Source organism: Curtobacterium sp. GC_Cur_3, assembly GCF_026544205.1.
Classification (GTDB): Bacteria; Actinomycetota; Actinomycetes; order Actinomycetales; family Microbacteriaceae; genus Curtobacterium.
On the sequence record NZ_JALNUI010000016.1, the window covers coordinates 1 to 21,352 of the forward strand.

19 protein-coding genes are annotated in these 21,352 nt (G+C 72.0%); 7 read left to right on the forward strand and 12 right to left on the reverse strand.

What is annotated here, in order from left to right; translation table 11 throughout:
* Positions 1 to 93: 93 nt before the first annotated feature.
* Complete coding sequence (locus OXR63_RS09935; protein WP_267422454.1) at positions 94 to 684, reverse strand: hypothetical protein; 591 nt, start codon at positions 682 to 684, stop codon at positions 94 to 96.
* A gap of 75 nt (positions 685 to 759) precedes the next feature.
* Positions 760 to 2,040, reverse strand: coding sequence for an MFS transporter (locus tag OXR63_RS09940; RefSeq protein ID WP_267422457.1), 1,281 nt, complete (start codon positions 2,038 to 2,040; stop codon positions 760 to 762).
* A 48-nt stretch (positions 2,041 to 2,088) separates the two neighbouring features.
* Between OXR63_RS09940 and OXR63_RS09945 the strand changes: the two genes are divergently transcribed.
* Entirely contained in the window at positions 2,089 to 2,997 is a 909-nt protein-coding gene (locus OXR63_RS09945) for a LysR family transcriptional regulator (RefSeq protein WP_267422460.1), read from the forward strand.
* A 52-nt stretch (positions 2,998 to 3,049) separates the two neighbouring features.
* Here OXR63_RS09945 and OXR63_RS09950 read toward each other — a convergent pair whose 3' ends face one another.
* The 5 genes from OXR63_RS09950 to OXR63_RS09970 form a co-directional block, all read right to left on the reverse strand.
* On the reverse strand, positions 3,050 to 4,540 hold the full coding sequence (locus tag OXR63_RS09950; RefSeq protein WP_441315721.1) for a DHA2 family efflux MFS transporter permease subunit: 1,491 nt from the start codon (positions 4,538 to 4,540) through the stop codon (positions 3,050 to 3,052).
* On the reverse strand, positions 4,494 to 4,757 hold the full coding sequence (locus OXR63_RS09955) for a hypothetical protein (RefSeq protein WP_267422465.1): 264 nt from the start codon (positions 4,755 to 4,757) through the stop codon (positions 4,494 to 4,496). Before OXR63_RS09955 ends, OXR63_RS09950 begins: the two co-directional genes overlap by 47 nt.
* On the reverse strand, positions 4,754 to 5,395 hold the full coding sequence (locus OXR63_RS09960) for a DUF308 domain-containing protein (protein ID WP_267422467.1): 642 nt from the start codon (positions 5,393 to 5,395) through the stop codon (positions 4,754 to 4,756). The genes OXR63_RS09955 and OXR63_RS09960 overlap by 4 nt, the downstream gene beginning before the upstream one ends.
* A gap of 158 nt (positions 5,396 to 5,553) precedes the next feature.
* The gene (locus OXR63_RS09965; protein WP_267422469.1) at positions 5,554 to 7,464 is read right to left on the reverse strand and encodes a hypothetical protein; all 1,911 of its coding nucleotides are present in this window, start codon (positions 7,462 to 7,464) and stop codon (positions 5,554 to 5,556) included.
* 181 nt (positions 7,465 to 7,645) lie between these two features.
* Positions 7,646 to 9,283 carry a glycoside hydrolase family 13 protein gene (locus tag OXR63_RS09970; RefSeq protein WP_267422470.1) on the reverse strand — a complete coding sequence of 546 codons (1,638 nt, stop codon included), beginning with the start codon at positions 9,281 to 9,283 and terminating at the stop codon, positions 7,646 to 7,648.
* Positions 9,284 to 9,424: 141 nt separating this feature from the next.
* On the opposite strand from OXR63_RS09970, the gene OXR63_RS09975 reads away from it, so the two are divergent.
* The 5 genes from OXR63_RS09975 (at position 9,425) to OXR63_RS09995 (ending at position 13,333) form a co-directional block, all read left to right on the forward strand.
* The gene (locus OXR63_RS09975; protein WP_267422471.1) at positions 9,425 to 9,985 is read left to right on the forward strand and encodes an NADPH-dependent FMN reductase; all 561 of its coding nucleotides are present in this window, start codon (positions 9,425 to 9,427) and stop codon (positions 9,983 to 9,985) included.
* Positions 9,986 to 10,128: 143 nt separating this feature from the next.
* Positions 10,129 to 10,641 (forward strand): MarR family winged helix-turn-helix transcriptional regulator, encoded by a 513-nt coding sequence (locus OXR63_RS09980; RefSeq protein WP_194659888.1) that lies wholly within the window; start codon positions 10,129 to 10,131, stop codon positions 10,639 to 10,641.
* A 104-nt stretch (positions 10,642 to 10,745) separates the two neighbouring features.
* Positions 10,746 to 11,252 (forward strand): Dps family protein, encoded by a 507-nt coding sequence (locus tag OXR63_RS09985; protein WP_267422476.1) that lies wholly within the window; start codon positions 10,746 to 10,748, stop codon positions 11,250 to 11,252.
* Positions 11,253 to 11,328: 76 nt separating this feature from the next.
* Positions 11,329 to 12,129: an SDR family NAD(P)-dependent oxidoreductase gene (locus OXR63_RS09990; protein WP_267422481.1), complete on the forward strand. Its 801-nt coding sequence runs from the start codon at positions 11,329 to 11,331 to the stop codon at positions 12,127 to 12,129.
* A gap of 10 nt (positions 12,130 to 12,139) precedes the next feature.
* Complete coding sequence (locus tag OXR63_RS09995) at positions 12,140 to 13,333, forward strand: NAD(P)/FAD-dependent oxidoreductase (RefSeq protein WP_267422483.1); 1,194 nt, start codon at positions 12,140 to 12,142, stop codon at positions 13,331 to 13,333.
* Between the two features lie 12 nt (positions 13,334 to 13,345).
* Here the strand turns inward: OXR63_RS09995 and OXR63_RS10000 are convergent, their stop codons facing one another.
* The 4 genes from OXR63_RS10000 to OXR63_RS10015 all read right to left on the reverse strand — a co-directional run bounded on the left by OXR63_RS10000 (position 13,346) and on the right by OXR63_RS10015 (position 17,851).
* Positions 13,346 to 14,419, reverse strand: coding sequence for an alpha/beta fold hydrolase (locus tag OXR63_RS10000; RefSeq protein WP_267422485.1), 1,074 nt, complete (start codon positions 14,417 to 14,419; stop codon positions 13,346 to 13,348).
* A 117-nt stretch (positions 14,420 to 14,536) separates the two neighbouring features.
* A complete protein-coding gene (locus OXR63_RS10005; protein ID WP_267422487.1) occupies positions 14,537 to 15,412 on the reverse strand; it encodes an SMP-30/gluconolactonase/LRE family protein in 876 nt (291 codons plus the stop codon).
* A 270-nt stretch (positions 15,413 to 15,682) separates the two neighbouring features.
* Positions 15,683 to 16,486 (reverse strand): DUF1206 domain-containing protein, encoded by an 804-nt coding sequence (locus OXR63_RS10010; protein ID WP_267422489.1) that lies wholly within the window; start codon positions 16,484 to 16,486, stop codon positions 15,683 to 15,685.
* A 198-nt stretch (positions 16,487 to 16,684) separates the two neighbouring features.
* Entirely contained in the window at positions 16,685 to 17,851 is a 1,167-nt protein-coding gene (locus tag OXR63_RS10015; RefSeq protein ID WP_267422491.1) for an RtcB family protein, read from the reverse strand.
* Positions 17,852 to 18,344: 493 nt separating this feature from the next.
* On the opposite strand from OXR63_RS10015, the gene OXR63_RS10020 reads away from it, so the two are divergent.
* The gene (locus tag OXR63_RS10020) at positions 18,345 to 20,228 is read left to right on the forward strand and encodes a glycoside hydrolase family 15 protein (protein ID WP_267422494.1); all 1,884 of its coding nucleotides are present in this window, start codon (positions 18,345 to 18,347) and stop codon (positions 20,226 to 20,228) included.
* On the opposite strand, the gene OXR63_RS10025 is transcribed toward OXR63_RS10020, so the two are convergent.
* Positions 20,187 to 21,251 carry a sodium:calcium antiporter gene (locus OXR63_RS10025; protein WP_267422498.1) on the reverse strand — a complete coding sequence of 355 codons (1,065 nt, stop codon included), beginning with the start codon at positions 21,249 to 21,251 and terminating at the stop codon, positions 20,187 to 20,189. The genes OXR63_RS10020 and OXR63_RS10025 overlap by 42 nt on opposite strands.
* Between the last annotated feature and the right edge of the window lie 101 nt (positions 21,252 to 21,352).

Below are 21,352 nucleotides of genomic sequence, written 5' to 3' on the forward strand. Positions count from 1 at the left end.
CGCGACACCATCGCTGTCGTACGACGTCGAGCTTGTCGTTCCGAGTCGGGACGGGCGGAGCCGGCGGGGCGTTGGTCGGGAAAGGGGGGGGCGTCAGCAGTCGTCGGTGCGCGTGGGGTAGGCGGTGATGACTCGGTCGGTCGTGGCGGAGACGATGACCTTCACGAAGGCGTCCGGCGAGGGCGTCGTCCCGTCGTCGAACCGGACAGGAGCGGAATAGCAGACCTTGCCGTCACCCGCATCGACCGGGAAGCCCGACCGCGGCGCCGTCACGGCCGTCTTCACCGCGGTCAGCATCGCGTCGTCCCAGTCGCGGTCGCCCGTCCCGGCGAGGACGTCCTGCCAGTCGCCGGTGTGCCGCACGCGGATGTGCTCGTAGCCCTGGCTGCTGTTCCCACACTGCAGGACGACCTGCCCGAGGGCGGCGGTCTGGTAGCGGGCGACCTCGGCGCGGCTGCTCCGGTCGCACGAGGCCAGCACGTCGTCCCCGGGCAGGTCCTCCCCACGGCGGTCGATGACCACCGTGCCGTCGGCGGTCGCCGCGGCCGCGGGAGCCGTCGTCGCGCTGAGCACCGGGTCGTCGCCGCTCCGCTGCGCTCCGAGGGCGAACCCTCCGGCGACGAGCCCGACGGCCACCACGACGGCCAGGCCGGCCACGACTGATCGGTTGCGCTGCGTCGGCATGCGGCCAGTATGCCGGAGGTGGGGCGAGCCTCCAGGCCGGGGCGGTGACGCACCGGACCGGAGGCTCGGAGCGGCTCAGGCGCGGGCGGCCAGTCGGATCCCGGCGACGACCGTGAGCGCGGAGACGAGCAGCACGTACCCGACCAGGACCGGGAGCGTCGGGAGCACCAGGAGCGCGGCCCCGACCGCGACGACCGGCACGGTGAGCCCGGCGTAGGCGATGAGGAACACGGCGGCGAGGACCCCGCCGCGCTGTCCCGGAGCGGCCAGGGCTCCGGCGCTGCCGATCGCGGCACGGAAGATCAGGCCGACGCCGGCACCGGCGACGACACCGCCGCCGATGAAGCCGGCGACCTGCAGGACCACGGCGGCACCGGCGAGGACCAGGAGCCCACCGACGAGCAGCACCATGCCGAGGCGGATCTGGGCCCGCTGCGAGAGCCGGGCGAAGACGAGCTGGGAGAGGGCGCTCGCGGCGAAGACGCCGAACGTGGTGGCGCCGGCAGCCAGCCGGTCGGTGACGTGGAAGGTGGTGCCGAGGAAGGTCGGCGCGACCGAGGTGAACAGGCCCTGCACCGCGAAGGCGGCGAAGGCCGCGACGCCGGCGGCCCAGAACGCGGCGGACTTGCCTGCCGGTGCCTGCACGCGCTGGGGGCGGTAGGGAGCCGGCTGCTCGGGGCGGTCCACGGTCTCGGGGGCGGCGAGCACGGCGATGAACGACACGACGAGCAGGACGACGAAGACGGCGTACGGCACCATCAGCGGGGCGCCGACGAACTCGGCCAGGGCACCGCCGATGAGCGCGCCGAGCGACAGACCGCCGAGGTTCACGACGCCGGCCGCGACGCTCGCGCCCTTCGCGGACCGCGGGTCGCCGGTCGCCCGGACCCGGAGCTCCCCGAGGTGCGCGGTCGCCGTGGCGGTCAGCGTGCCGATGCCGAGCCCGGTGACGAAGCGGGCGACGATGAGCCCACTGACGTCGTTCCAGACGAGGAACAGCACGGCCGCCACCAGCTCGAGGGCGATCGAGACGAGGAGGAGCGGCTTGCGCCCGTGCACGTCGCTGAGGTGGCCGGCGAGCCAGAGGGACCCGACGACGCCGACGCCGTAGGCCGCGAACACGATCGTCGTCGTGAACGTCGGGAAGCCGTCGCGCGCCTGGTAGAGCACGTAGAGCGGTGCCGGGACGGTCGCGAAGGCCATCACCGCGAGGAAGGCGAAGGCGACGGCCCAGAAGCCGGCCTCGTGACGGCGGCGGGTGTGCGCGCGTCGGCCGCGAGGAGCGGGCACCCGGTCGTCGGGTGTGGTGGGGGTGGAAGCGGTGGGGGTCGCCGCGCTGTCCTGGACGCTGGTCATGGTGCCATCGTCGTCCCGCCGGGTCATCATGTCGAACGGATGTCCTTGATGTCCACCATCGATCTGGTCGATGATGGGCGCATGGAGACGCGTCTGCTCGAACAGTTCGTCGCCGTCGCGGACGAGGGCACCGTGACCCGCGCCGCCGAGCGGCTCTGGGCAGCACAGTCCACGGTCTCGGCGGGGATCGCGAGCCTCGAGCGGACGTTCGGCGTCCGGCTGTTCGACCGCACCGGCCGACAACTCGTGCTGACCACGGCGGGCGAGGACCTGCTCCCCCACGCCAGAGCGGTCCTGCAGTCCCTCGACCGGATGCAGGACCTGGCGACGGCGACGGACGCGGAGCTCCGCGGGCGGGTGCGGCTCGGGATCTTCACGAGCATGGACGTGGTCGACCTGATCGGGGTGCTCCGGACGTTCCGGGAGCGACACCCGCTCGTGGCCGTCGAGCTCATGACGTCACCGTCCGGCACGACCGGACTCGTGCAGGACCTGACGTCCGGGCGGCTCGACCTGGCCTACTGCGGCCTGCCCGTCGTGCCGGCCGGCGTCACCGTGGAGCCCCTCCGCGAGATGCCCTTCCGGGCCTTCGTCGCGACCGACCACCCGCTCGCCGGACGGGCCTCGGTCGCGCTGGCCGAGCTGGCGGACGAGCCGTTCATCGACACGGCGCACGGCTTCGGCAACCGGGTGATCCTCGACCAGGCGCTCGAGCGGCTCGGGATCCGGCGGCGCATCGTCGCGGAGATGAACGACATGCCCGCCGTGGTGCGGTTTGCGACGGCGGGCCTCGGCGTGGGGGTCGTCCCGGACTCGGGCGTGGCACACGACGGGGTCGCGATCGACCTCGAGGACGACGTCGACCCGTTGCGCGTGGGGCTGGCCATGCGGACGACGCCGGCACCGAACCGGGCGACGCAGGCACTCGCGCAGGACATCGTCGCCGCGCGGCGCTGACTGCGGCGATGACCGCGGCGCAGCGCCGCGGGCGGGACGGGCCCCGGGTGGGTCAGGCGTCGAGGAGGGGCGCGACGCGGTCGACGGAGCGCTGGGCAGCGGCGGAGGACGCCACGAACCCGATCACCACGATGCCGACACCGATCCCGACGACGATCCACCACATCGCGTGCGTGGCGACGGCGAACCCGGCGCCGACGCTCGCGACCGCGCTGGCGCCGGTGACGGTCCCGGCGAGGGCGACGCCGAGCGACACCCCGGTCTGCCGGCTCGTCGAGGCCACGGCCGCGGCGGACCCGGCCTGGGCGCGGGGCATGCCCGAGACGGCCGTGTTCGTGATCGGGGCGTTCACCATGCCGAACCCGAAGCCGAACAGCACGAAGGCGACGACGAGCACCCACATCGGCGTGGTGGCGTCGATCGTCGTGAGGACGGCTCCGGCACCGCCGATGCCGATCCCGGCGAGCACGAGGGGGACCCGCGTGCCGAACGACCCGACGAGCCGCCCGGACACCGGCGACATCACCATGGTGGCGAGTGCCGCGGGCAGGGTCCAGAGACCGGACTCGAACGGGGACATCCCCCGGACCTCCTGCAGGTAGAGCGCGTTGAGGAACAGGAACGCCCCGTTCGCCCCGAACGCCGCCACCGCGGTGAGCACGGCGGACGAGAACGGGATGCTGCCGAAGAACCGGACGTCGATGAGCGGCTCCGTGCGACGGCGTTCGACGGCAACCAGCAGCGCCAGGGACCCGGCGGCCACCACGAAGAGCCCGAGCGCTCCGGGCGAGGTCCAACCGAGGCGCGGCCCCTCGATGAGCCCGCCCACCAGCGTCGCGAGCAGCACGATGACGAGCAGCTGTCCGACCGGGTCGAGTCGACGGGGCTTGGGTGACCGGGACTCGGGGACGAACAGGAAGGTCAGGACGATCGCGGCGATGCCGATCGGCACGTTGATCCAGAAGATCGCGCGCCACCCGACGGTGTCCGTGAGCGCCCCGCCGACGAGCGGCCCGACACCCATCGAGACGCCGACGACCGCGCCCCAGACACCGACGGCCCGTGCGCGTTCCTTGGCGTCGTCGAACGTCGCCGTGATGATCGACATGGCGACCGGGTTCATCATCGAACCGCCGACGGCCTGCACCATGCGGAAGACGACGAGCCACCCCACGCTCGGCGCGAGCGAGCAGAGCAACGACCCGAGCGTGAACAGCGCGAGACCGATCTGGAAGGTCCGGCGGCGTCCGATGCGGTCGGCGGTGGAGCCCGAGAGCATCAGGAGGCTGGCGAGCACGAGCGTATAGGCGTCGATGGTCCACTGCAGCCCGCTGATGCTGCTGTGGAGCTCGCGGCCGATCGACGGCAGCGCGACGTTCACCACCGTGGCGTCCATCGAGACGATGAACAGGCTCATGCAGCAGACCGCGAGGATGAGGTACCGGTGGCGGTACCGGTCCGGGAGCGCCTGGTCAGTCGGCGCCGGGCGCCGGACGTCAGTGGAAGCCGTCGTTGTCTCCTTCACCCGGGGTCTTGTGACCACCGAGCATGTCGTTGTCGTCCTGGTCGCTCGTGGAGGCGAGCTGCAGCATCGCGAGGACCACCACGACCACGATGAACGCGACGCCGAGGAAGATCAGGGCGAGCATGACCTCCCGCGTCGAGAGCAGCACGACGAGCCCGGTGAACACCGCGATGATCGCGGAGATCCCGAGGAGCTCGACCGGGCGCATGCGGTCACGACGGCTGGGGTTGGTCATGCGTGTGGTGCTCCGTCCGGGGACACTGCCGGAGCAGTCGTCCCCCACTTGTGCGAGAGGCCGGCGATCACGTGGAAGACCGCCGTGATGGCGAGGTAGGCGCCGAGCAGGCCGACGAGGACGATCGAGGCGTCGAGCGTGCCGCTCACGCGCTCGACCCCGCCGAGCTGCTGGGAGTAGTCCGGCGGCGTCACGAGGAACGCGATCGCCAGCAGCAGGGTGAGCCCGCCGATCGTGGACCAGTCGCGCGAGAACGGCGACCGGCCGCGGGACCGCAGACCCTGCGTGAGTTCGAGTGCACCCGTCAGGACGGCGAACGCGACGACCACGGCGATGAAGGCCGGCAGCCCGAACCCGTTGCACGCGATGCCGACGGCACCGGCGACGACGCTGACGACGGCCTGCACGAGCGCGGTGCGGCGCGAGCGCGGGTCGTCACGCAGCCGGGTGGCGCTGCCGATGCCGACGACGGCGCCGTCGACGATCGCGAAGACGCCGAACAGCAGCAGGCCGTAACCGGCGGCGTGGTTCGACGAGAAGGTGATGACGAGCGCGATGACCGCGGCGGGGACGGCCCGCAGGACGGGGATCGGCCAGTACCGCGCGCGCTGGTGTGCGTCGGCGACGGAGTCGGACACGAGACCTCTTTCGGGCATGTTGATCGTGTTCCGATCCTACCGCCGAGCCGGTGTGCCCCGATCCGCCAGGGCCCCGTCGGCGCTGAGGATCCGAGAACCTCAGCGCCGACGGGACAGATGCCGAAGGGACAGGTGCCGACGGGACACCTGTCGCCGGCTCAGTCGCTCACGGCACTGCCGGGCATCGCCGCCCCGCGCACCGACTCCTCCTGAGCACGGTGTCGGCGCCGCGCGAGCACCCAGCAGCCACCACCCAGGACGAGGAGCAGGACGCCGATGCCCGCGGCGAGCGCCGTGCCCGCGGCACCCGTGTACGCGAGCGCACCCGGTCCCGATGACGTCCGCTGCGCAGCGGGGTGCCCGCCATCACCACGGTCGGTCACCGGAGCGGTCGTCGCGCCCGCGGTCGGGCTGCCGCTGGGGCGCGGGGACGGCGACGCGGTCGGGGCGGGCCCGGGCGTGGCACCGGCGTCCGGGTCGCCCGGCCGCGGCACGACGATCGCGACCGCGTCCGAGGGGTCACCGCCGTCCGGGTCGCTCGGGGAGGTCGCCGTCGCCACGTTCACCACGTCGGAGCCGTCGCCGCGGTACTCGGGGTCAAGGACCGCCCGGATGTGGAACTCGTGTTCCTGTCCCACCGCGAGCGACGCACCCGAGCGACACGTCACGTGCTGCCCCTCGGCGGCGCAGTCGTCGTCGGACCCGGTGAACGCCATGGCGGCGGGCAGGTCGTCCACGGCGCCGACGTCCCGCGCCACGGCGGGGCCCCGGTTGCGGGCGGTGACGACGTACTCGACCTCGTCACCGGGCTCGACGTCCGACGACGGCGTGACCCGTTTGTCCGTCTCCAGGTCGGCGCGCACGGTGATCGGCGTGGTGGCAGTGGAGGTGTTGTCGGACTCGTCCGAGTCGGCCAGGCCCGGTGCCACGTCGATGGTCGCGACGCTCGTGAGCTCGCCGGTCGCCGCGGGGTCCAGCGAGCCCTCGATGGTGACGGTCGCCGTGCCCCCGCGGACCAGGTCGAGCGCGGTGTCGACGTCCCCGGTCCCGCTGGCGTCGGCGCAGCCCGAGCCGTCGGAGGCCGAGCAGCTCCAGGTCACGTCGCTGAGCTGGTCGGGGACGTCGACCGTGAACGGGCTCGGGTCGGAGTCGTTGCGGCCCGGGTTGGAGGCGTGCACGGTGTACCGGACACGGTCGCCCGCGACCGCCGGGGCCGTCTCGTGCTCGACGCGCAGGTCGGCGGGCTGCGCCACCCGGAGGGCGTCGATCTCGTGGATGCTCCGGAAGGCGCCCGTCGCGCCGGTGAAGCCGAGCCGCAGGGTGTCCGGCAGCGGGGCCTGTCCGTCGCCGCCGAGCTGGACGTCGCCGAGCACGGTGGTCATGACGCCGTTCGCGGTCACCCGGACGGTCAGGTCGAGTCCGTCGTCCCCGGGCTGGAGGGTGACCCGCACGGTGCGGGTGGTGGGCCCGTCCGTCGTCACGCCACCGGGAGCGGGGGCGCTGTCGACGTACCGGTACCCGTCGGTCCCGGTGCCGGAGCCGCGCACGGTGACGGTGTCCGGCTGCTGCCCGGGACCGCTGTCGTTGATCGGCAGCGAGAAGTTGCCGTAGAGGTCCAGGGCCACGGCCGCGAAGCCGCCTGGCAGCCCCGGCGTCTCACAGGGGCCGCTGCCCTGGTTCTGCTCGGTCCGGCAGGCGTAGCCGAGTGCGGCACCGGTCCCGCCGACCCCGGGTGCCGCGGCGCCGTCGGCCAGGTACAGGAGCAGTCCGTCCGCGCCGCGGTCGACCGGCGAGTACATGGCGTAGTCGAACTCGACGTCGAGACCGAGCCCGGACGGGAAGGCGTCGTCCATGGCCCAGGCACCCGCTCGACCGAACTCGGCGGGCGTCAGCCGGAGCCGCCCGTCGACGATCGCCGCGCTGCCGGTCAGCGTGCCGCCGCTGCCGGTGGTGAAGTCGTTCACGTAGGGGAACGTGAGGTCGTCGGCCTGCGCCGGACCGGGTCCGAGCGGCGCGACGAGGACGGCGGTCGCGGCTGCTGCGGCACCGAGACCGAGTAGCCGTCGCATCGCGGAAGACCGGCGAGGACGAGCGGGTGGGGCGGGTGGCGGTGGTGGTTTCGCTGGTGATGTCATGCCACCGATGCTCGCGACCGGGCAGCGACCACACGACGGGGCCGGGTCCATCTGTGGAACCCGGCCCCGAGCCTCCTGGCTGTGGAGGAATGAGACCGAAGCGATCAGCCGACCGCTACGCCACCCACACCGTCGTCTCCCCGGGCAGCATCCCGTCCGTCAGCGGCCCGGACGCCAGCAGCACCTGCCCCTCGGGCAGCGGCACCGGCGACGTGCCGAAGTTCGTGTACGACCGCCACCCGTCGTGCCGCGCGAACCCGACGACGTGCGCCGGGGTGTCCAGCCACGTGAGCTGCTCGCCACGCTGCAGCTGCCGACGCGTCGCGAAGGCCGCGCGGTAGAGCGACAGCGTCGACGTCGGGTCGTCCGCCAGGGCCTCGACGCTCGACGCGCCGAAGTCCTCCGGCTGGGGCAGCTGCGGCGGCACGGCACCGAACCCGAACGACGGGCCGTCGACGGTCCACGGGATCGGCACCCGGCAGCCGTCGCGACCCTTGACGGTGTGCCCGGAGCGGATCCACTTCGGGTCCTGCAGCAGCTCGCGCGGGATGGCGGCGGCCTCGTGCAGCCCGAGCTCCTCGCCCTGGTACGTGTACGTCGAGCCGGGCAGCGCGAACAGCAGCAGCGAGGCCGCCCGGGCGCGGTGCAGCCCGTGGTCGCGGTCGAGCGGGGGCGTGGTGCCGTCGGACATCAGCCACGCGTCGGTGTCCGTGTCGTCGGGCAGCCCGTACCGGGTGGCGTGCCGGACGACGTCGTGGTTCGAGAGCACCCACGTGCTCGACGCCCCGGACTCCTCGGACATGGCGAGGTTGCGCTCGATGATCGTCCGGAAGGCGGTCGGGTCGAACGGGGCCTCGAGCAGGTCGAAGTTGAAGGCCTGCCCGAGCTCGGTCGGCCGGGCGTACAGGACGCGGCGGGGTGCGGGCGCCCAGGCCTCGGCGATCGCGGCGCGCGGCGGGTCGTACTCGTCGAGCACCCGTCGCCAGCCCTCGAAGATCTCGTGCACCTCGTCGCGGTCGTACAGCGGGTCGGAGCCGTCGAGGGGCAGCGCCTGCTCGTTGGAGGGACGGTAGGGCTCCGACAGGTCCTTCGCGAGTCCGTGGGCGACGTCCACGCGGAACCCGTCGACGCCCCGGTCGGACCAGAAGCGGAGGGTGTGCTCGAAGTCGGCGTGCACCTCGGGGTTCGACCAGTCGAGGTCGGGCTGCTCCGGCGCGAACAGGTGCAGGTACCACTGGCCGTCGGGCACCCGGGTCCAGGCACTGCCGCCGTAGTTCGCCACCCAGTCGCTCGGCGGGAGCTCCCCGTCGACACCGGCACCCTCGCGGAACACGTAGCGGGCCCGCTCGGGGGACCCCGGGCCGGCGGCGAGCGCGGCGCGGAACCACTCGTGCTCGTCCGAGGTGTGGTTCGGCACCACGTCGACGATCACCCGGATGTCGTGCGCGTGCGCTGCGGCGATGAGCGCGTCGACGTCGTCGAGCGTGCCGAGCCGGTCGTCGACGTCGCGGTAGTCCGCCACGTCGTAGCCGCCGTCGGCGAGGGGCGACGGGAAGAACGGGGAGAGCCAGATCGCGTCGACCCCGAGTTCGGCGAGGTAGGGCACACGGCTCGTGATGCCGGCGACGTCACCGAGTCCGTCGCCGTTCGAGTCGGCGAAGCTCCGCGGGTACACCTGGTAGACGACGGCCTGACGCCACCACTGGGCGTCGGGCGTGGCGGGTGTGCTGGCTGGGGTCCTGGATCCGGTCACCCCTGCAAACTACCGGCGCCGACACACCACGTTCCGAGGATCGGGAACACGGCGTCGCACGCGCCGGTTGGTTGTCGGTGAAACGATCAGACCCGACAACGACGTCGCCGAACGACCACGCTCGACCACGAAAGGGTCCCCATGACGAACGTCCTCGTCCTCGTCGGCAGCCTCCGCGCCGACTCCATCAACCGCAAGCTCGCCGAAGCCGCCATCCACCACGCACCGGAGGGCACCACGCCCACCATCTACGAGGGCATCGTCGACCTGCCCTTCTACAACGAGGACATCGACGGGGACACCCCGCCCGCCGCAGCGGTCGCGTTCCGTCAGGCGCTCGCCGACACCGACGGCGTCCTGCTCGTCACGCCCGAGTACAACGGCACGATCCCGGCCGTGCTGAAGAACGCGCTCGACTGGGCCTCGCGCCCGTTCGGCGCCTCGCCCCTGTCCGGCAAGCCCGTCGCCGTCATCGGCTCCGCCTTCGGCCAGTACGGCGGCGTCTGGGCGCACGACGACGCCCGCAAGGTCGCCGGCATCGCGGGCGCCAAGGTGCTCGAGGACGTCAAGGTCGCCATCCCGCAGTCGGTCGTCCGCTTCGCGGAGACCCACCCGCGCGAGGACGCCGAGGTCACCGAGCTGGTCCAGGGCGCGCTGACCGCGCTCGCCGAGGCCGCGCAGGAGCCCGCAGCAGCCGCGTAGTCTGCCGCACCACGCACCGGACGGGAGGCTCCCCACCAGCTGGTGGGGAGCCTCCCGTCCGGTGTCGCCGTCCTGAGCAACAGTCAGCACCACCCGTGTGTTCGCTAGGCGCTCTAGCAACGAGACGGGTTACCCTGATCGGCATGTCCTTGCAGGAGACCGCGGAGGCGTCCGGGTACTGGTTCCCCGACGACGACGCGACGCAGCGCGGTGTCGCCGTGCTGAACGCCCTGCGTCGGTACCGTGCGGCCGAGACCGCGATGCGCCGGCGCACCCGTGACTCGATGGGCATGGGCGAGACCGACCTGCTCGCCGTGCGGTACCTGCTGCAGGCCCAGCGCGCCGGCCGCCAGGTCAGCCCGAAGGACCTCGCCGCGTACCTCAAGATCTCCTCGGCGTCGACGACGATCCTCATCGACCGCCTCGTGAAGAGCAACCACGTCCGCCGCGACAAGCACCCCACCGACCGCCGCGCCCTCGTCATCACCCCGACGACCGCGAGCGACGACGAGGTCCGCGCCACGCTCGGCACCATGCACCGCCGCATGATGTCGATCGCCGAGGGGCTCTCGCTCGAGGACGCCCGCACCGTGGCGTTCTTCCTCGAGCACATGCGCGACGCCGTCGACCAGGTCGACCCCGCTCCGTCGCACTGACGTCCGCGCGTGCGCGGGGGACACTCCCTCACTGCGCACTGTGAACGGTGGCTCGCGCAGCGCGTAGACCAGAGAGGTCAACCGAAGCGAAAGGAGCCACCACCATGCACGCATCGGACAAGATGGCCGAGAACCTCCAGGCGGTCCTCGTGGACCTCATCGACCTGCACCTCCAGGGCAAGCAGGCCCACTGGAACATCCTCGGCACGAACTTCCGCGACCTGCACCTGCAGCTCGACGAGATCGTCGACGCCGCCCGTGAGTTCGCCGACGACACGGCCGAGCGCATGCGCGCGCTGTACCTCGTCCCCGACGGCCGCTCGGCGACCGTCGCCGCCGGCAGCCACCTCGACGCGTTCCCCGACGGTGAGATCACCACGCACGACGCGATCGACCAGATCACGCTCCGCCTGTACCAGGCGACGGGCACCATGCGCGACGTGCACGACGAGGTCGACGAGGAAGACCCGACGACCGCCGACCTGCTCCACGGCTTCATCGAGCGCCTCGAGCAGCTCGCCTGGATGGTCAGCGCCGAGAACCGCGCTCCCCGCACCCCGCTCGCCGCCGCAGTGACCTCGCAGACCGCCGAGGCCTCCGCGCACGCGTGACACCAGCACCACCAGCAGGTGACCGCGCGGCGCACTCGCGCCGCGCGGTCCTTCGTTGAACCAGGAAGGAACCGACGTGGACCTCGGCATCCAGGGCAAGACCGCACTCGTGTTCGGCGGTGACTCCGGCATCGGCTGGAACACCGCCCGCATCCTCCTCGCGGAGGGCGCCACGGTGGTCGTGACCGACATCGACCAGGCACGACTCGACAACTCCGCGGACCAGCTCGAAGCGCCGGTCGGCAAGCTCCACGCCTTCGCCGCGGACGTGCGGAGCGCCGAGAGCCTGGCGGCGCTGCACGAGCAGGTGCGGGACGCCGTCGGCGAGATCGACATCCTCGTGCAGTCCTCGGGCGTCACCGGAGCCCAGGGCATGTTCCACGAGATCGACGAGGCTGGCTGGGCCGAGACCCTCGACGTCGACCTGATGGGCCCGGTGCGCATCACCCGCGAGTTCATCGCCGACCTGCGGAACGGCGGCTGGGGTCGCATCGTGTACCTCGTCTCCGAGGACGCGTCGCAGCCGTACGACGATGAGCTCCCCTACTGCGCCGCCAAGGCCGGGGTGCTCTCGTTCGCGAAGGGCCTGTCGCGCAGCTACGCGAAGGAGGGGCTGCTCGTGAACACCGTCAGCCCCGCCTTCATCCACACGCCGATGACCGACACGATGATGAAGAAGCGTGCCGAGCAGATCGGCAGCAGCTTCGACGAGGCCATCGAGAGCTTCCTCGACGAGGAGCGTCCGTACATGGAGCTGAAGCGCCGCGGGGAGCCGGAAGAGGTCGCGAACGTCGTCGCGTTCCTGTGCTCCGAGCTCGCCAGCTTCGTCAACGGCTCCAACTACCGGGTCGACTCCGGCTCGGTCGCCACGATCTGACAGGGACACCATGACCGACTACCGCTACCTGATCGTCGGCGGCGGGATGGTCGCCGACGCGGCCGCCCGCGGCATCCGCGAACTCGACACCGACGGGACGATCGGCGTCCTCAGCGAGGACGTCGACCGCCCGTACGCCCGGCCCGCCCTGTCGAAGAAGCTCTGGACCGACCCGGACTTCAGCTGGGACGAGAAGGTCGACCTGCACACCGAGGAGACCGGCGCGGAGTTCCTGCTCGGCACCACCGTGACCTCCATCGACCGCGCGGGCAGGACCGTCACCACGGCTGACGGTGGCACGCACGGGTACGAGCAGCTGCTCATCGCCACCGGTGGCAAGCCCCGCGGCCTGCCCGGACTCGAACCGTCCGACCGCGTGCTCGACTACCGCAGCGCGGCCGACTACCGCCGCCTCCGCACCCTGGCCGACGCCGGCGCGCACGTGGTCGTCGTCGGTGGCGGGTACATCGGCACCGAGATCGCCGCGGGCGTCGTGCAGACCGGTGCCAGCGTCACCCTGGTCGACCCGGACGAGGTCGTCGGCGGCGCGATGTTCCCCGACGACCTGGCCAGGGCCTTCCAGCAGCGCTTCGTCGACCACGGCGTCGAGCTCCGCACCGGGCGCCGCGTGACCGAGGGCTCGCAGACCGCCGACGGCGTGACCCTCACGCTCGACGACGGCTCCGTGGTCGAGGCCGACGCGGTCGTCGTCGGCCTCGGGATCGAACCCGTGACGGGTCTGGCCGCGGACGCCGGTCTCACGGTGGACGACGGCATCGTCGTGTCCTCGACGCTCGTCACCGACGACCCCGCCGTGTTCGCCGCCGGTGACGTCGCCCGGTACCCCGACCGGATCCTCGGCACCCGCCGCGTCGAGCACGTCGACAACGCGCAGCAGCAGGGACGCCAGGCCGGCCGCAACCTCGCCGACGCCGACGAGACGTACGACCACACGCCGATGTACTACTCGAACGTCTTCGACATGGGCTACGAGGCCGTCGGGACGGTCTCGACGGACCTGCGCACCATCGAGGACTGGCAGGACCCGACCGTCACCGGCGTCGTCTACTACCTCGACGAGGACGACACCGTGCGCGGCGTGCTGCTCTGGAACGTGTCGGACAAGACCGACGAGGCCCGCAAGGTGCTCGCCGAGGCGAACGCCCTGACGCCCGACATGCTGCCCGGCCGCATCACGGCCTGACGGGAAGGACCGTCAGCGGTCGTCGCGCCGGTTCAGCTCCGGTGCGACGGCCTCGACGATCTCGTGGCGGACGTCCGGGTCGACCGGAGCGTCGGCGTCGTCCGCCATCGCGAGCGCGTGGGCCGACTTGCCGGCCTCCAGGACCTCGTCGTCGCCCTTCGCCATGCCGAACAGCTCCTTGAAGCGCGCACGGACGACGAGCCAGGCATCGCCGGGGCCGAGCCGGGCCAGGTCCGTCTTCGTCGAGTCGTCACGGACGCGCTGCAGCGACGACACCCCGCGGTCCGTCAGTTCGCCCCGGACGTGGGCGACCGCCAGGCGTGCGACGACGTCGGCCTGCGCGTGCATGACCGAGTGGGCTCCGCCGATGACCTCGCGGAGGACCGCGTGCGGGAAGACCCGGGCGAGGCGTCGGACCCAGTCGCGCGGGACCATCGCGTCGTGCTCACCGCGGACGATGAGGACACGGGCGTGCACGTGCGGGGCGCGCTCCTCGATCGGGAACGCGACCATCTTCGGCAGCACCTTGCGGAACCAGTGCCAGCCGCAGAGCGCGTACGCGGTGACGGCGTGGAAGCGGACGGCGGAGGGTTCGTGCAGCGCCGAACGGAGGAACCGCACGGCGGACTCGCTGATCGTGCGGGCCTTCGAGTCGACGACGGGGCTGATCAGGACCAGGTCGGTGATCTCCGGGTGGCGCGCGGCGACCTCCGTGACGACCTGCGTGCCCATCGAGTGGCCGACGAGCACCGGGTTCTCGAGGCCGAGCTCCTCGATCACGCGCTCGACGGCGTCCGCGTAGCGCTCGATCGAGACGGTCCCGCGGAACTTCGGCACGCCCGCGAAGCCCGGCAGGTCGAGCGCGCGGACGGGGCCGAACTCCTCGAGGTTGGGCGCGAGGCGCTCGTAGTACGTCGACGCGATCCCCAGGCCCGCGACGAGCAGGAACGGGCGCTTGCCGACGTCGCCGATCGAGCTCACGCGGACGTTCGTGCCGTCGACGGGGACGCGGTCGACCTTGACCACGACGTCAGCGCTCTCCGTGTGCTCCAGGGCGTCGGCGTGGCGCGGGTGCTCCTCGTTCACGTGGGTCTCCTCGGATGGCAGGCGGTCGCCCAGACTACCGCCAGGGGCCCACCACGCCGAGGTGCGCGGCTGTCAGCCTGCGAAGACTCAGCCTGCGGAGACGCAGCCTGCGGAGACTCAGCCGGCGAAGGCGAACGCCGGGACGCCGTGCACGCGGGTCGGCACCGCGAAGACGCCGCCGGAGTGCGGGTGCTCCTCGAGCTGCTCCTCGGTCAGGTTCTCGCGGGCGGTCGCCACGAAGAGCGTCGACATGTCGTCCCCGCCGAAGGCCACGGAGGTGACGTTCGGCGCGGGGATCTCGACCGTCTCCAGGTGCGCCCCCGAGGCGTCGTACCGCTCGATGCGCCCCTCGCCGTAGCTCGCGCTCCAGAAGCAGTCCTCGTCGTCGCGGACCAGGCCGTCGTGGGGAGCGCCGACGACGAAGGGCTCCAGCTCACCGAGCTCCCCGTCGGGGCCGTACGTCCCGCGGTAGATCGTCGAGGTGCTCGTGTCCGTCACGTACATCAGGTCACCCTCCGGGGACCACTCGAAGCCGTTCGTCGTACCGAATCCCCCGCGGAGCAGTCGGGTCGTGCCGTCCGGTTCGACCGAGTACAGCGCGCCGTCGGGCTCCCCCGTCGTCAGGTTCATGCTGCCGACCAGGAAGCGGCCGAACGGGTCGCACTTGCCCTCGTTGAAGCGGATGCCGGCGTGGGCGTGCTCCACCCGGGCGATCGTCCGCGGGTTCCCGCCGTCGGCGTCCGTGACGACGACCGTGTCCCCGAGGGCCGCGACGAAGCCGCCCTGGTCCCTGGGCTGGAACGACGCCAGCGGCGGGGACAGCGGGACCGCGCTCAGCGGGGTGCCCGACGCGTCGGCGGTGTTCAGCGTGCCGAGGGTGATGTCGGTCCAGCGCAGGACGTGCTGGTCGGGATCCCACACGATGCTCTCCGCGAGGACGGCGCCCGCGTCGGAGAACAGGTGGGCCGGTCCGGTGGTGGCGCTCGTCGTCATGCACCCTGGTCTACCGCGGGCCACCACACACCGCGTTCAGCCCCTGCCCCGGGTCTGCCGCGGACGGACATCGCGGCGAGGGAGTGGATCGTGTTCTGCGGGATGACGGATCCGGTTCGGGAAACCCGAGCCGAGCCGACCGGATCCGTCATCCTCCGCGGCGAGCACCGTCGTCCGGAGCCCGCCGCCCCGTGCCCGTCGCCCGGTGCCCTCCCCACGACCCACGACCCACGACCCACGAGTGGTCGCCTCGATGAACCGCTCAGGGCGTCAGATCTTGGCGTACTTCGCGCGGAGGAAGCTGTAGGCGCCGAAGGCCAGGAACCCGATGCCGACGACGACGAGCACGACCGCCCCGCCGGGCATCGACCGCAGGGCGTCGAAGGCCCCGTCGAGCCCGGTCGCCTGGTCGGGGTCGCTCCGGAAGGCCGCGACGGCGACGAGCACGCCGACGATCGTGACCGCGATGCCCTTCGCGACGTAGCCCGCGACCGCCAGCACGGTGAGGGTCGGCTCGACCGAGCGCGGCGGAGTCACGAGCTGCTTGCGGTAGGAGCGCCGGATACCGATCACGACGAGGCCGATGCCGATCGCGACGGCGACGGCAGCGACGAGGAGCAGCAGGAACACACCGCCCGGGGTGGCCAGGGCCTTCGCCGCCGCGCTCCGGGTGGAGCCGCTCGAGCTCTTCCCCGCCCCGAGCGCGAACGAGCCCGCGGAGTAGGCGATGGCGCCGTAGACGACGGCCTTCGCGGCGTTCTTCGCACGCGCCAGCCAGGCACGGGCGCTGTCGGTGCGGCCGCCGACGACGGCCTCGACGATCAGGCGCAGGCAGAGCGCAGCCGTGCCGACGGCCACGACCCAGAGCAGGACGACGCCGCCGGGGACCGCAGCGATCTGCGCGAGGGCACCGGACTGGTCGGTCTCGCCGGACTGCGATCCCTGCGATCCGCTGCCGCCGGCGGCGTTCCCGATGCCGAGCAGGATCGCCAGGTACCCGATGAGCAGGTGCACGACGCCGCTGCCGACGAACCCTCCCCGCGCGGTGAGCTCGAACCAGCGGCTGTCCGCCACGCGGCGCGCCTGTCGTCCGGTCTCGCGGGCTGTGGCTTCAGCGCTGGTGTTCACGGGGGACCACACTGCCCGACGCGGCTGCGGATGTCCGGCGCGACCCGGTGCGGACAGGAGACACAGGCAGGCCGGGAGGCGCGGTGCGGGCCCGCACCGCGCCTCCCGTCCGACAGTCAGTCAGCCCGTCAGTCCGACTGCCCGTCAGTCGCCCTTCACGTTGACGACCTGACGCAGCGTGTGCCGGATCGTGACGAGGTCACGGGCGTCCTCCATCACCTGGTCGATCGGCTTGTAGGCCGCCGGGATCTCGTCGAGGAACGCGTCCGTGTCGCGGTACTCGATCCCGACCATCGCGGCGCGGAGCTGCTCGTGGGTGAACGTCCGGCGAGCTGCCGACCGCGAGTACATCCGGCCGGCCCCGTGCGGCGAGGACTCCAGCGAGGGCTTGTTCCCCCGCCCCTCGACGACGTACGACGCCGTGCCCATCGACCCGGGGATCAGCCCGAGCTGCCCCTTCCGCGCCTGGATCGCACCCTTGCGGGACACCCACACGGACTTCCCCCAGTGCTCCTCGCGCTGCGTGAAGTTGTGGTGGCAGTTGATCCGCTCACGCTCGTCGACGGGCTGTCCCATCACCTCGGACAGCTGCCGGACGACGCGGTCCATCATCTCCTCGCGGTTCAGCAGGGCGAAGTGCTGCGCCCACCGGAGCTCGGCGATGTACCGGTCGAACTCGGGCGTGCCCTCGACCAGGTACGCCAGGTCGGGGTCCGCCAGCTCGATCCACCAGGTCGTCATCGCTGCCTTGGCGACGGCGATGTGCCGCTGCGCGATCTTGTTTCCGACCCCGCGCGACCCGGAGTGCAGGAACAGCCAGACCCGGTCCTCCTCGTCGACGCTGACCTCGATGAAGTGGTTGCCGGACCCGAGGGTGCCGAGCTGGTTCCGCCAGCCCTTCAGGGCGCCTGCCGGGTCGAACCCGGCGGCCTCGGCCATCGTCTCGAGCTCGGCGATCCGCGGTGCGGCGGTCGCGACGACCTTCCGGTTCGTGGCACCTGCGGACAGCGGGATCGCGCGCTCGATCTGCTCGCGGAGGGGCTGCAGGTCCTCCGGCAGCTCGGCGCGGGTGAACTGCGTGCGCACGGCGATCATGCCGCAGCCGATGTCGACGCCCACCGCTGCGGGCATCACGGCGCCGAGCGTTGGGATGACGGACCCGACGGTCGCGCCGAGGCCCAGGTGGGCGTCCGGCATCAGGGCCACGTGCGGGAACACGAAGGGCATCGCTGCGGTGGTGCGGGCCTGCTGCTCCGTGTTCTCCTCGAGCAGCGACGCCCAGGACAGCAGCCGGCCGGTGATCTTCTGCATTGCTTCTTCTCGTCTCGTCTCGTCTCTTCGTGGTGACGGTCCGAGGCGGAACTGTGCCGGGCCTCCTGTCCGGTGTGGACCGAGCGTCCTGACGGACGCGGGGTCCGTGGCGGACGCGGCGTCCGTGACGGACGCGAGGAGGACGGCGAGCGACGCCCCGGGCCGGGTGGGCACGGGGGCGTCGTGTGACGGTCGTGCCTACGCGGGGTTGCCGGTGGACTGCTGCGTGCTGCGCTCTTCGGGCAGCACCGCGAGCGCATCGAGCTGGAGCTCGACCCGCTGTTCGGGATACTGCACGGCGCGCATGCGCGGTCCTTCCGGTGTCCTGCCGCTGGCAGGTCCTGCCCAGGGCGGGCAGGAGAGCGACACTAGCGCGACACGCCCGGGATGCACAACCCGGCTCCTGTGACCGGTCTGGAGGCTCGGCTCGGCTCCGGTGGGCGGGGTACGCCGCGGGATGCTCACCCGCAGGGCATCCGGGCAGCATGGAGGCATGCCAGAACGCACGAGAGACACTCCCGACGCCTCCGACAACGAGGAGCGCACCGACGGGTACGTGCCGCTGCGCTCGTACGGCGCGATCGGGGACGGCCGGACCGTGGCGCTCATCGCCCGGGACGGCCGCATCGACTGGCTGCCGATCCCCTCGATGGACTCGCCGCCCGTCTTCTCGAGCATCGTCGACGCCGAGCACGGCGGCCACGTGGCGCTGCGCCCGGTCGCCGACGACGCCACCGCGTCGCGGCGCTACCTGCCCGGCACGAACGTCCTCGTCACCACGTGGACCACGTCGGCCGGCAGCGTCACCGTGACGGACGCGATGGTGACCGGTGTCGCCGGTCGGCTGCCATGGGCAGAGATCGGCCGCTGCGTGCAGGGCGTCGACGGCTCCGTCGAGATGGAGTGGGCGGTCGTCCCCGGCACCCTCCTGAACACCGCGGAACCGAGGCGGCTCGACACGGCGAACGGCACGGTGATCGGCATCGACGGCGTGACCATCGCGATCGTCGAGCAGGGGTTCGAGCCCGTGCACGACGACGGGCCCCGCTTCTCGGGGCGCTTCCACACGGCCGAGGGCTCGAAGCACATCCTGACCATCGTCGGCACGCACGACGAGCCGATCTTCATGCCGGAGCCGGCGCGCACGCTCGAGGGCATCGACCGGACGATCGCCAACTGGTCGTCGTGGTCGGACGAGTTCACGTACGACGGACCGTGGGCCGAGGCCGTGCAGCGGAGCGCCCTGGCGCTGAAGCTGCTCATCTTCTCCCCCACCGGGGCCATCGCCGCGGCGCCGACGACGAGCCTGCCCGAGGACCGCCGCGGCGGGAAGAACTGGGACTACCGGTTCGCCTGGGTGCGCGACCTGTCGTACACGGTGCACGCCCTGACGCGGTTCGGCCTGCGCGAGGAGACCCACGCCGCGGTGTCGTGGATGATGCGCACGATCGCCGAGCACGACGAGACCATGCCGATCTTCTACGCGCTCGACGGTTCGAAGACCGACGACGTCGAGGAGCGCGACGTGCCCGGGTGGAACGGCATCGGGCCCGTCACCATCGGCAACCGTGCTGGCAACCAGCTGCAGCTCGGGGTCTGGGGTGACGTCTTCGAGATCCTCCGGCAGTACGTCCGGGCCGGCAACGTCCTCGACCGCAAGTCCGCGGCGGTGCTCCAGGACCTCGCCGACGACGCCTGCCACCGCTGGCCAGAGGCGGACTCGGGCATGTGGGAGCTCGAGGAGACGCAGCACTACGTCACGAGCAAGATCGGCTGCTGGCAGGCACTCGACGCGGCCGTGGAGCTGCACGACGCCGGGATGATCGACGGCCCGCGCGAGAAGTGGATCGAGAACCGCGAGCTCATCGAGGACTGGGTCTCCGAGAACGGCTGGAACGAGGAGCTCGGGCACTACGTGATGTACCCGGGCACCGACAAGCTCGACACCTCGATCCTGCTGCACGCGATGAGTGCCTTCGACCGGGGCCCGCGCATGGAGTCGACGATCCGGGCGATCGAGGAGCAGCTGCAGCAGGGGCCGCTCGTCTACCGGTACTCGGGCATGGAGGTCGAGGAGTCGCCGTTCGTCGCGTGCTCGTTCTGGCTCGCGGCCGCGCTGGCCTGCGTCGGGCGGGTCGACGACGCACGCAGCCTGATGGACGACATGGTCGCGCAGGCGAACGACGTGGGGCTGTTCAGCGAGATGCTCAGCGCCGAGGACGGGGCCTTCATGGGCAACATCCCGCAGGGGCTGTCGCACCTGGCGCTCATCCAGGCGGCGTTGACGATCGAGGAGGTGTCCGGGGCGGAGTCCGGTTCCGGCTCGGAGTCCGGGTCAGCCGATGCTGATGGCGACGAGGCCCGCGACGCCGAGTAGGTAGAGCAGGACGACGACGAACGAGTCGACGCCCATCCCCGCGATCCGGCGCTGCGGCCGGAACACCAGCCCGACCGCGTAGACGAGCGTCAGCACGGCCGCCAGGGCGGTCAGGTAGACGTCGCTGGCGTTCGCCTGCGGCAGCACCGCCTTGCCGGACAGCAGGGTGGCGACGAGGAACAGCACCGGCAGGAAGGCGTTGCCGCCGAAGATGTCGGAGACCGCCAGGTTGTCGTCGCCCTGCTTCACGGCCTGGAGGCCCGTGGAGATCTCCGGCAGGCTCGTCGCCAAGGCCAGGACGGTCGCGCCGAACAGCACGCCGGAGAGCCCGATCTTGCTGGACGCCGCGTCCCCGGCCTGCTCGAGCACGACACCGGCGACCAGGGTGGCGAGGGCGGACACCGCGAAGACGATCGCGGCCTTCCTGGTGCTCATCGGCTTCGACGCGTCCGGCTTGCGGGTGCGGTGCCCCGCGGCGTGCGGGCTGGCGTCGGGCGCGTGCCCGCTCTCGTGCCACGGCAGGCCCTTGCTCGCGCGCTGCACCAGGAACAGCCCGACGAGCCAGATCGCCGCGATGAGGACGACGTCCGGGGTCAGGCGGGCGACGACGAGGTCCGGCGGCAGCTGGCTACCGGCGATCACGACGCCGAGGACCGCGACGACCACGACCGCCTCGAGCACCAGGGTCAGCGAGGCCGCGCGGTAGGTGATCGGCTTCACGCCCTTCCCGCGCTTGCCGAATGCGTCGAGGACGGCGATGACGACGGTCTGCAGGGCGATGCCGCCGAGGATGTTGCCCGCTGCGACCTCGATCGACCCGGAGAGCCCGGCGCTGACGGTGATGGCGATCTCGGGCAGGTTCGTGGCGACGGCGAGCACGATGAGGCCGCCGAGTGCGCTGCCGAGGTGCAGGCGGGCGTCGAGCACGTCGGTCGTCTTCGAGAGCTGGATGCCGGCGACCCAGATCACGGCCGCGCCGGCCACGAAGACGACGACGAGCAGCCAGAGGGGCAGTGAGTCCATGCACCAGACCGTGGACCACCGCTGCCGTGGAGGTTCTCGGAGGGGACGGCTCCGACGGGGTGTCCGGGGTGTGCGGCCTGGGTGCGCCGTCGGTCGTGCGG

Coding starts and splice junctions, on each gene's coding strand:
- OXR63_RS09935 (WP_267422454.1), bottom strand. CDS start 684: ATGCCGACGCAGCGCAACCGATCAGTCGTGGCCGGCCTGGCCGTCGTG.
- OXR63_RS09940 (WP_267422457.1), bottom strand. CDS start 2,040: ATGACCAGCGTCCAGGACAGCGCGGCGACCCCCACCGCTTCCACCCCC.
- OXR63_RS09945 (WP_267422460.1), top strand. CDS start 2,089: ATGTCCACCATCGATCTGGTCGATGATGGGCGCATGGAGACGCGTCTG.
- OXR63_RS09955 (WP_267422465.1), bottom strand. CDS start 4,757: ATGACCAACCCCAGCCGTCGTGACCGCATGCGCCCGGTCGAGCTCCTC.
- OXR63_RS09965 (WP_267422469.1), bottom strand. CDS start 7,464: ATGCGACGGCTACTCGGTCTCGGTGCCGCAGCAGCCGCGACCGCCGTC.
- OXR63_RS09975 (WP_267422471.1), top strand. CDS start 9,425: ATGACGAACGTCCTCGTCCTCGTCGGCAGCCTCCGCGCCGACTCCATC.
- OXR63_RS09980 (WP_194659888.1), top strand. CDS start 10,129: ATGTCCTTGCAGGAGACCGCGGAGGCGTCCGGGTACTGGTTCCCCGAC.
- OXR63_RS09985 (WP_267422476.1), top strand. CDS start 10,746: ATGCACGCATCGGACAAGATGGCCGAGAACCTCCAGGCGGTCCTCGTG.
- OXR63_RS09995 (WP_267422483.1), top strand. CDS start 12,140: ATGACCGACTACCGCTACCTGATCGTCGGCGGCGGGATGGTCGCCGAC.
- OXR63_RS10005 (WP_267422487.1), bottom strand. CDS start 15,412: ATGACGACGAGCGCCACCACCGGACCGGCCCACCTGTTCTCCGACGCG.
- OXR63_RS10015 (WP_267422491.1), bottom strand. CDS start 17,851: ATGCAGAAGATCACCGGCCGGCTGCTGTCCTGGGCGTCGCTGCTCGAG.
- OXR63_RS10020 (WP_267422494.1), top strand. CDS start 18,345: ATGCCAGAACGCACGAGAGACACTCCCGACGCCTCCGACAACGAGGAG.
- OXR63_RS10025 (WP_267422498.1), bottom strand. CDS start 21,251: ATGGACTCACTGCCCCTCTGGCTGCTCGTCGTCGTCTTCGTGGCCGGC.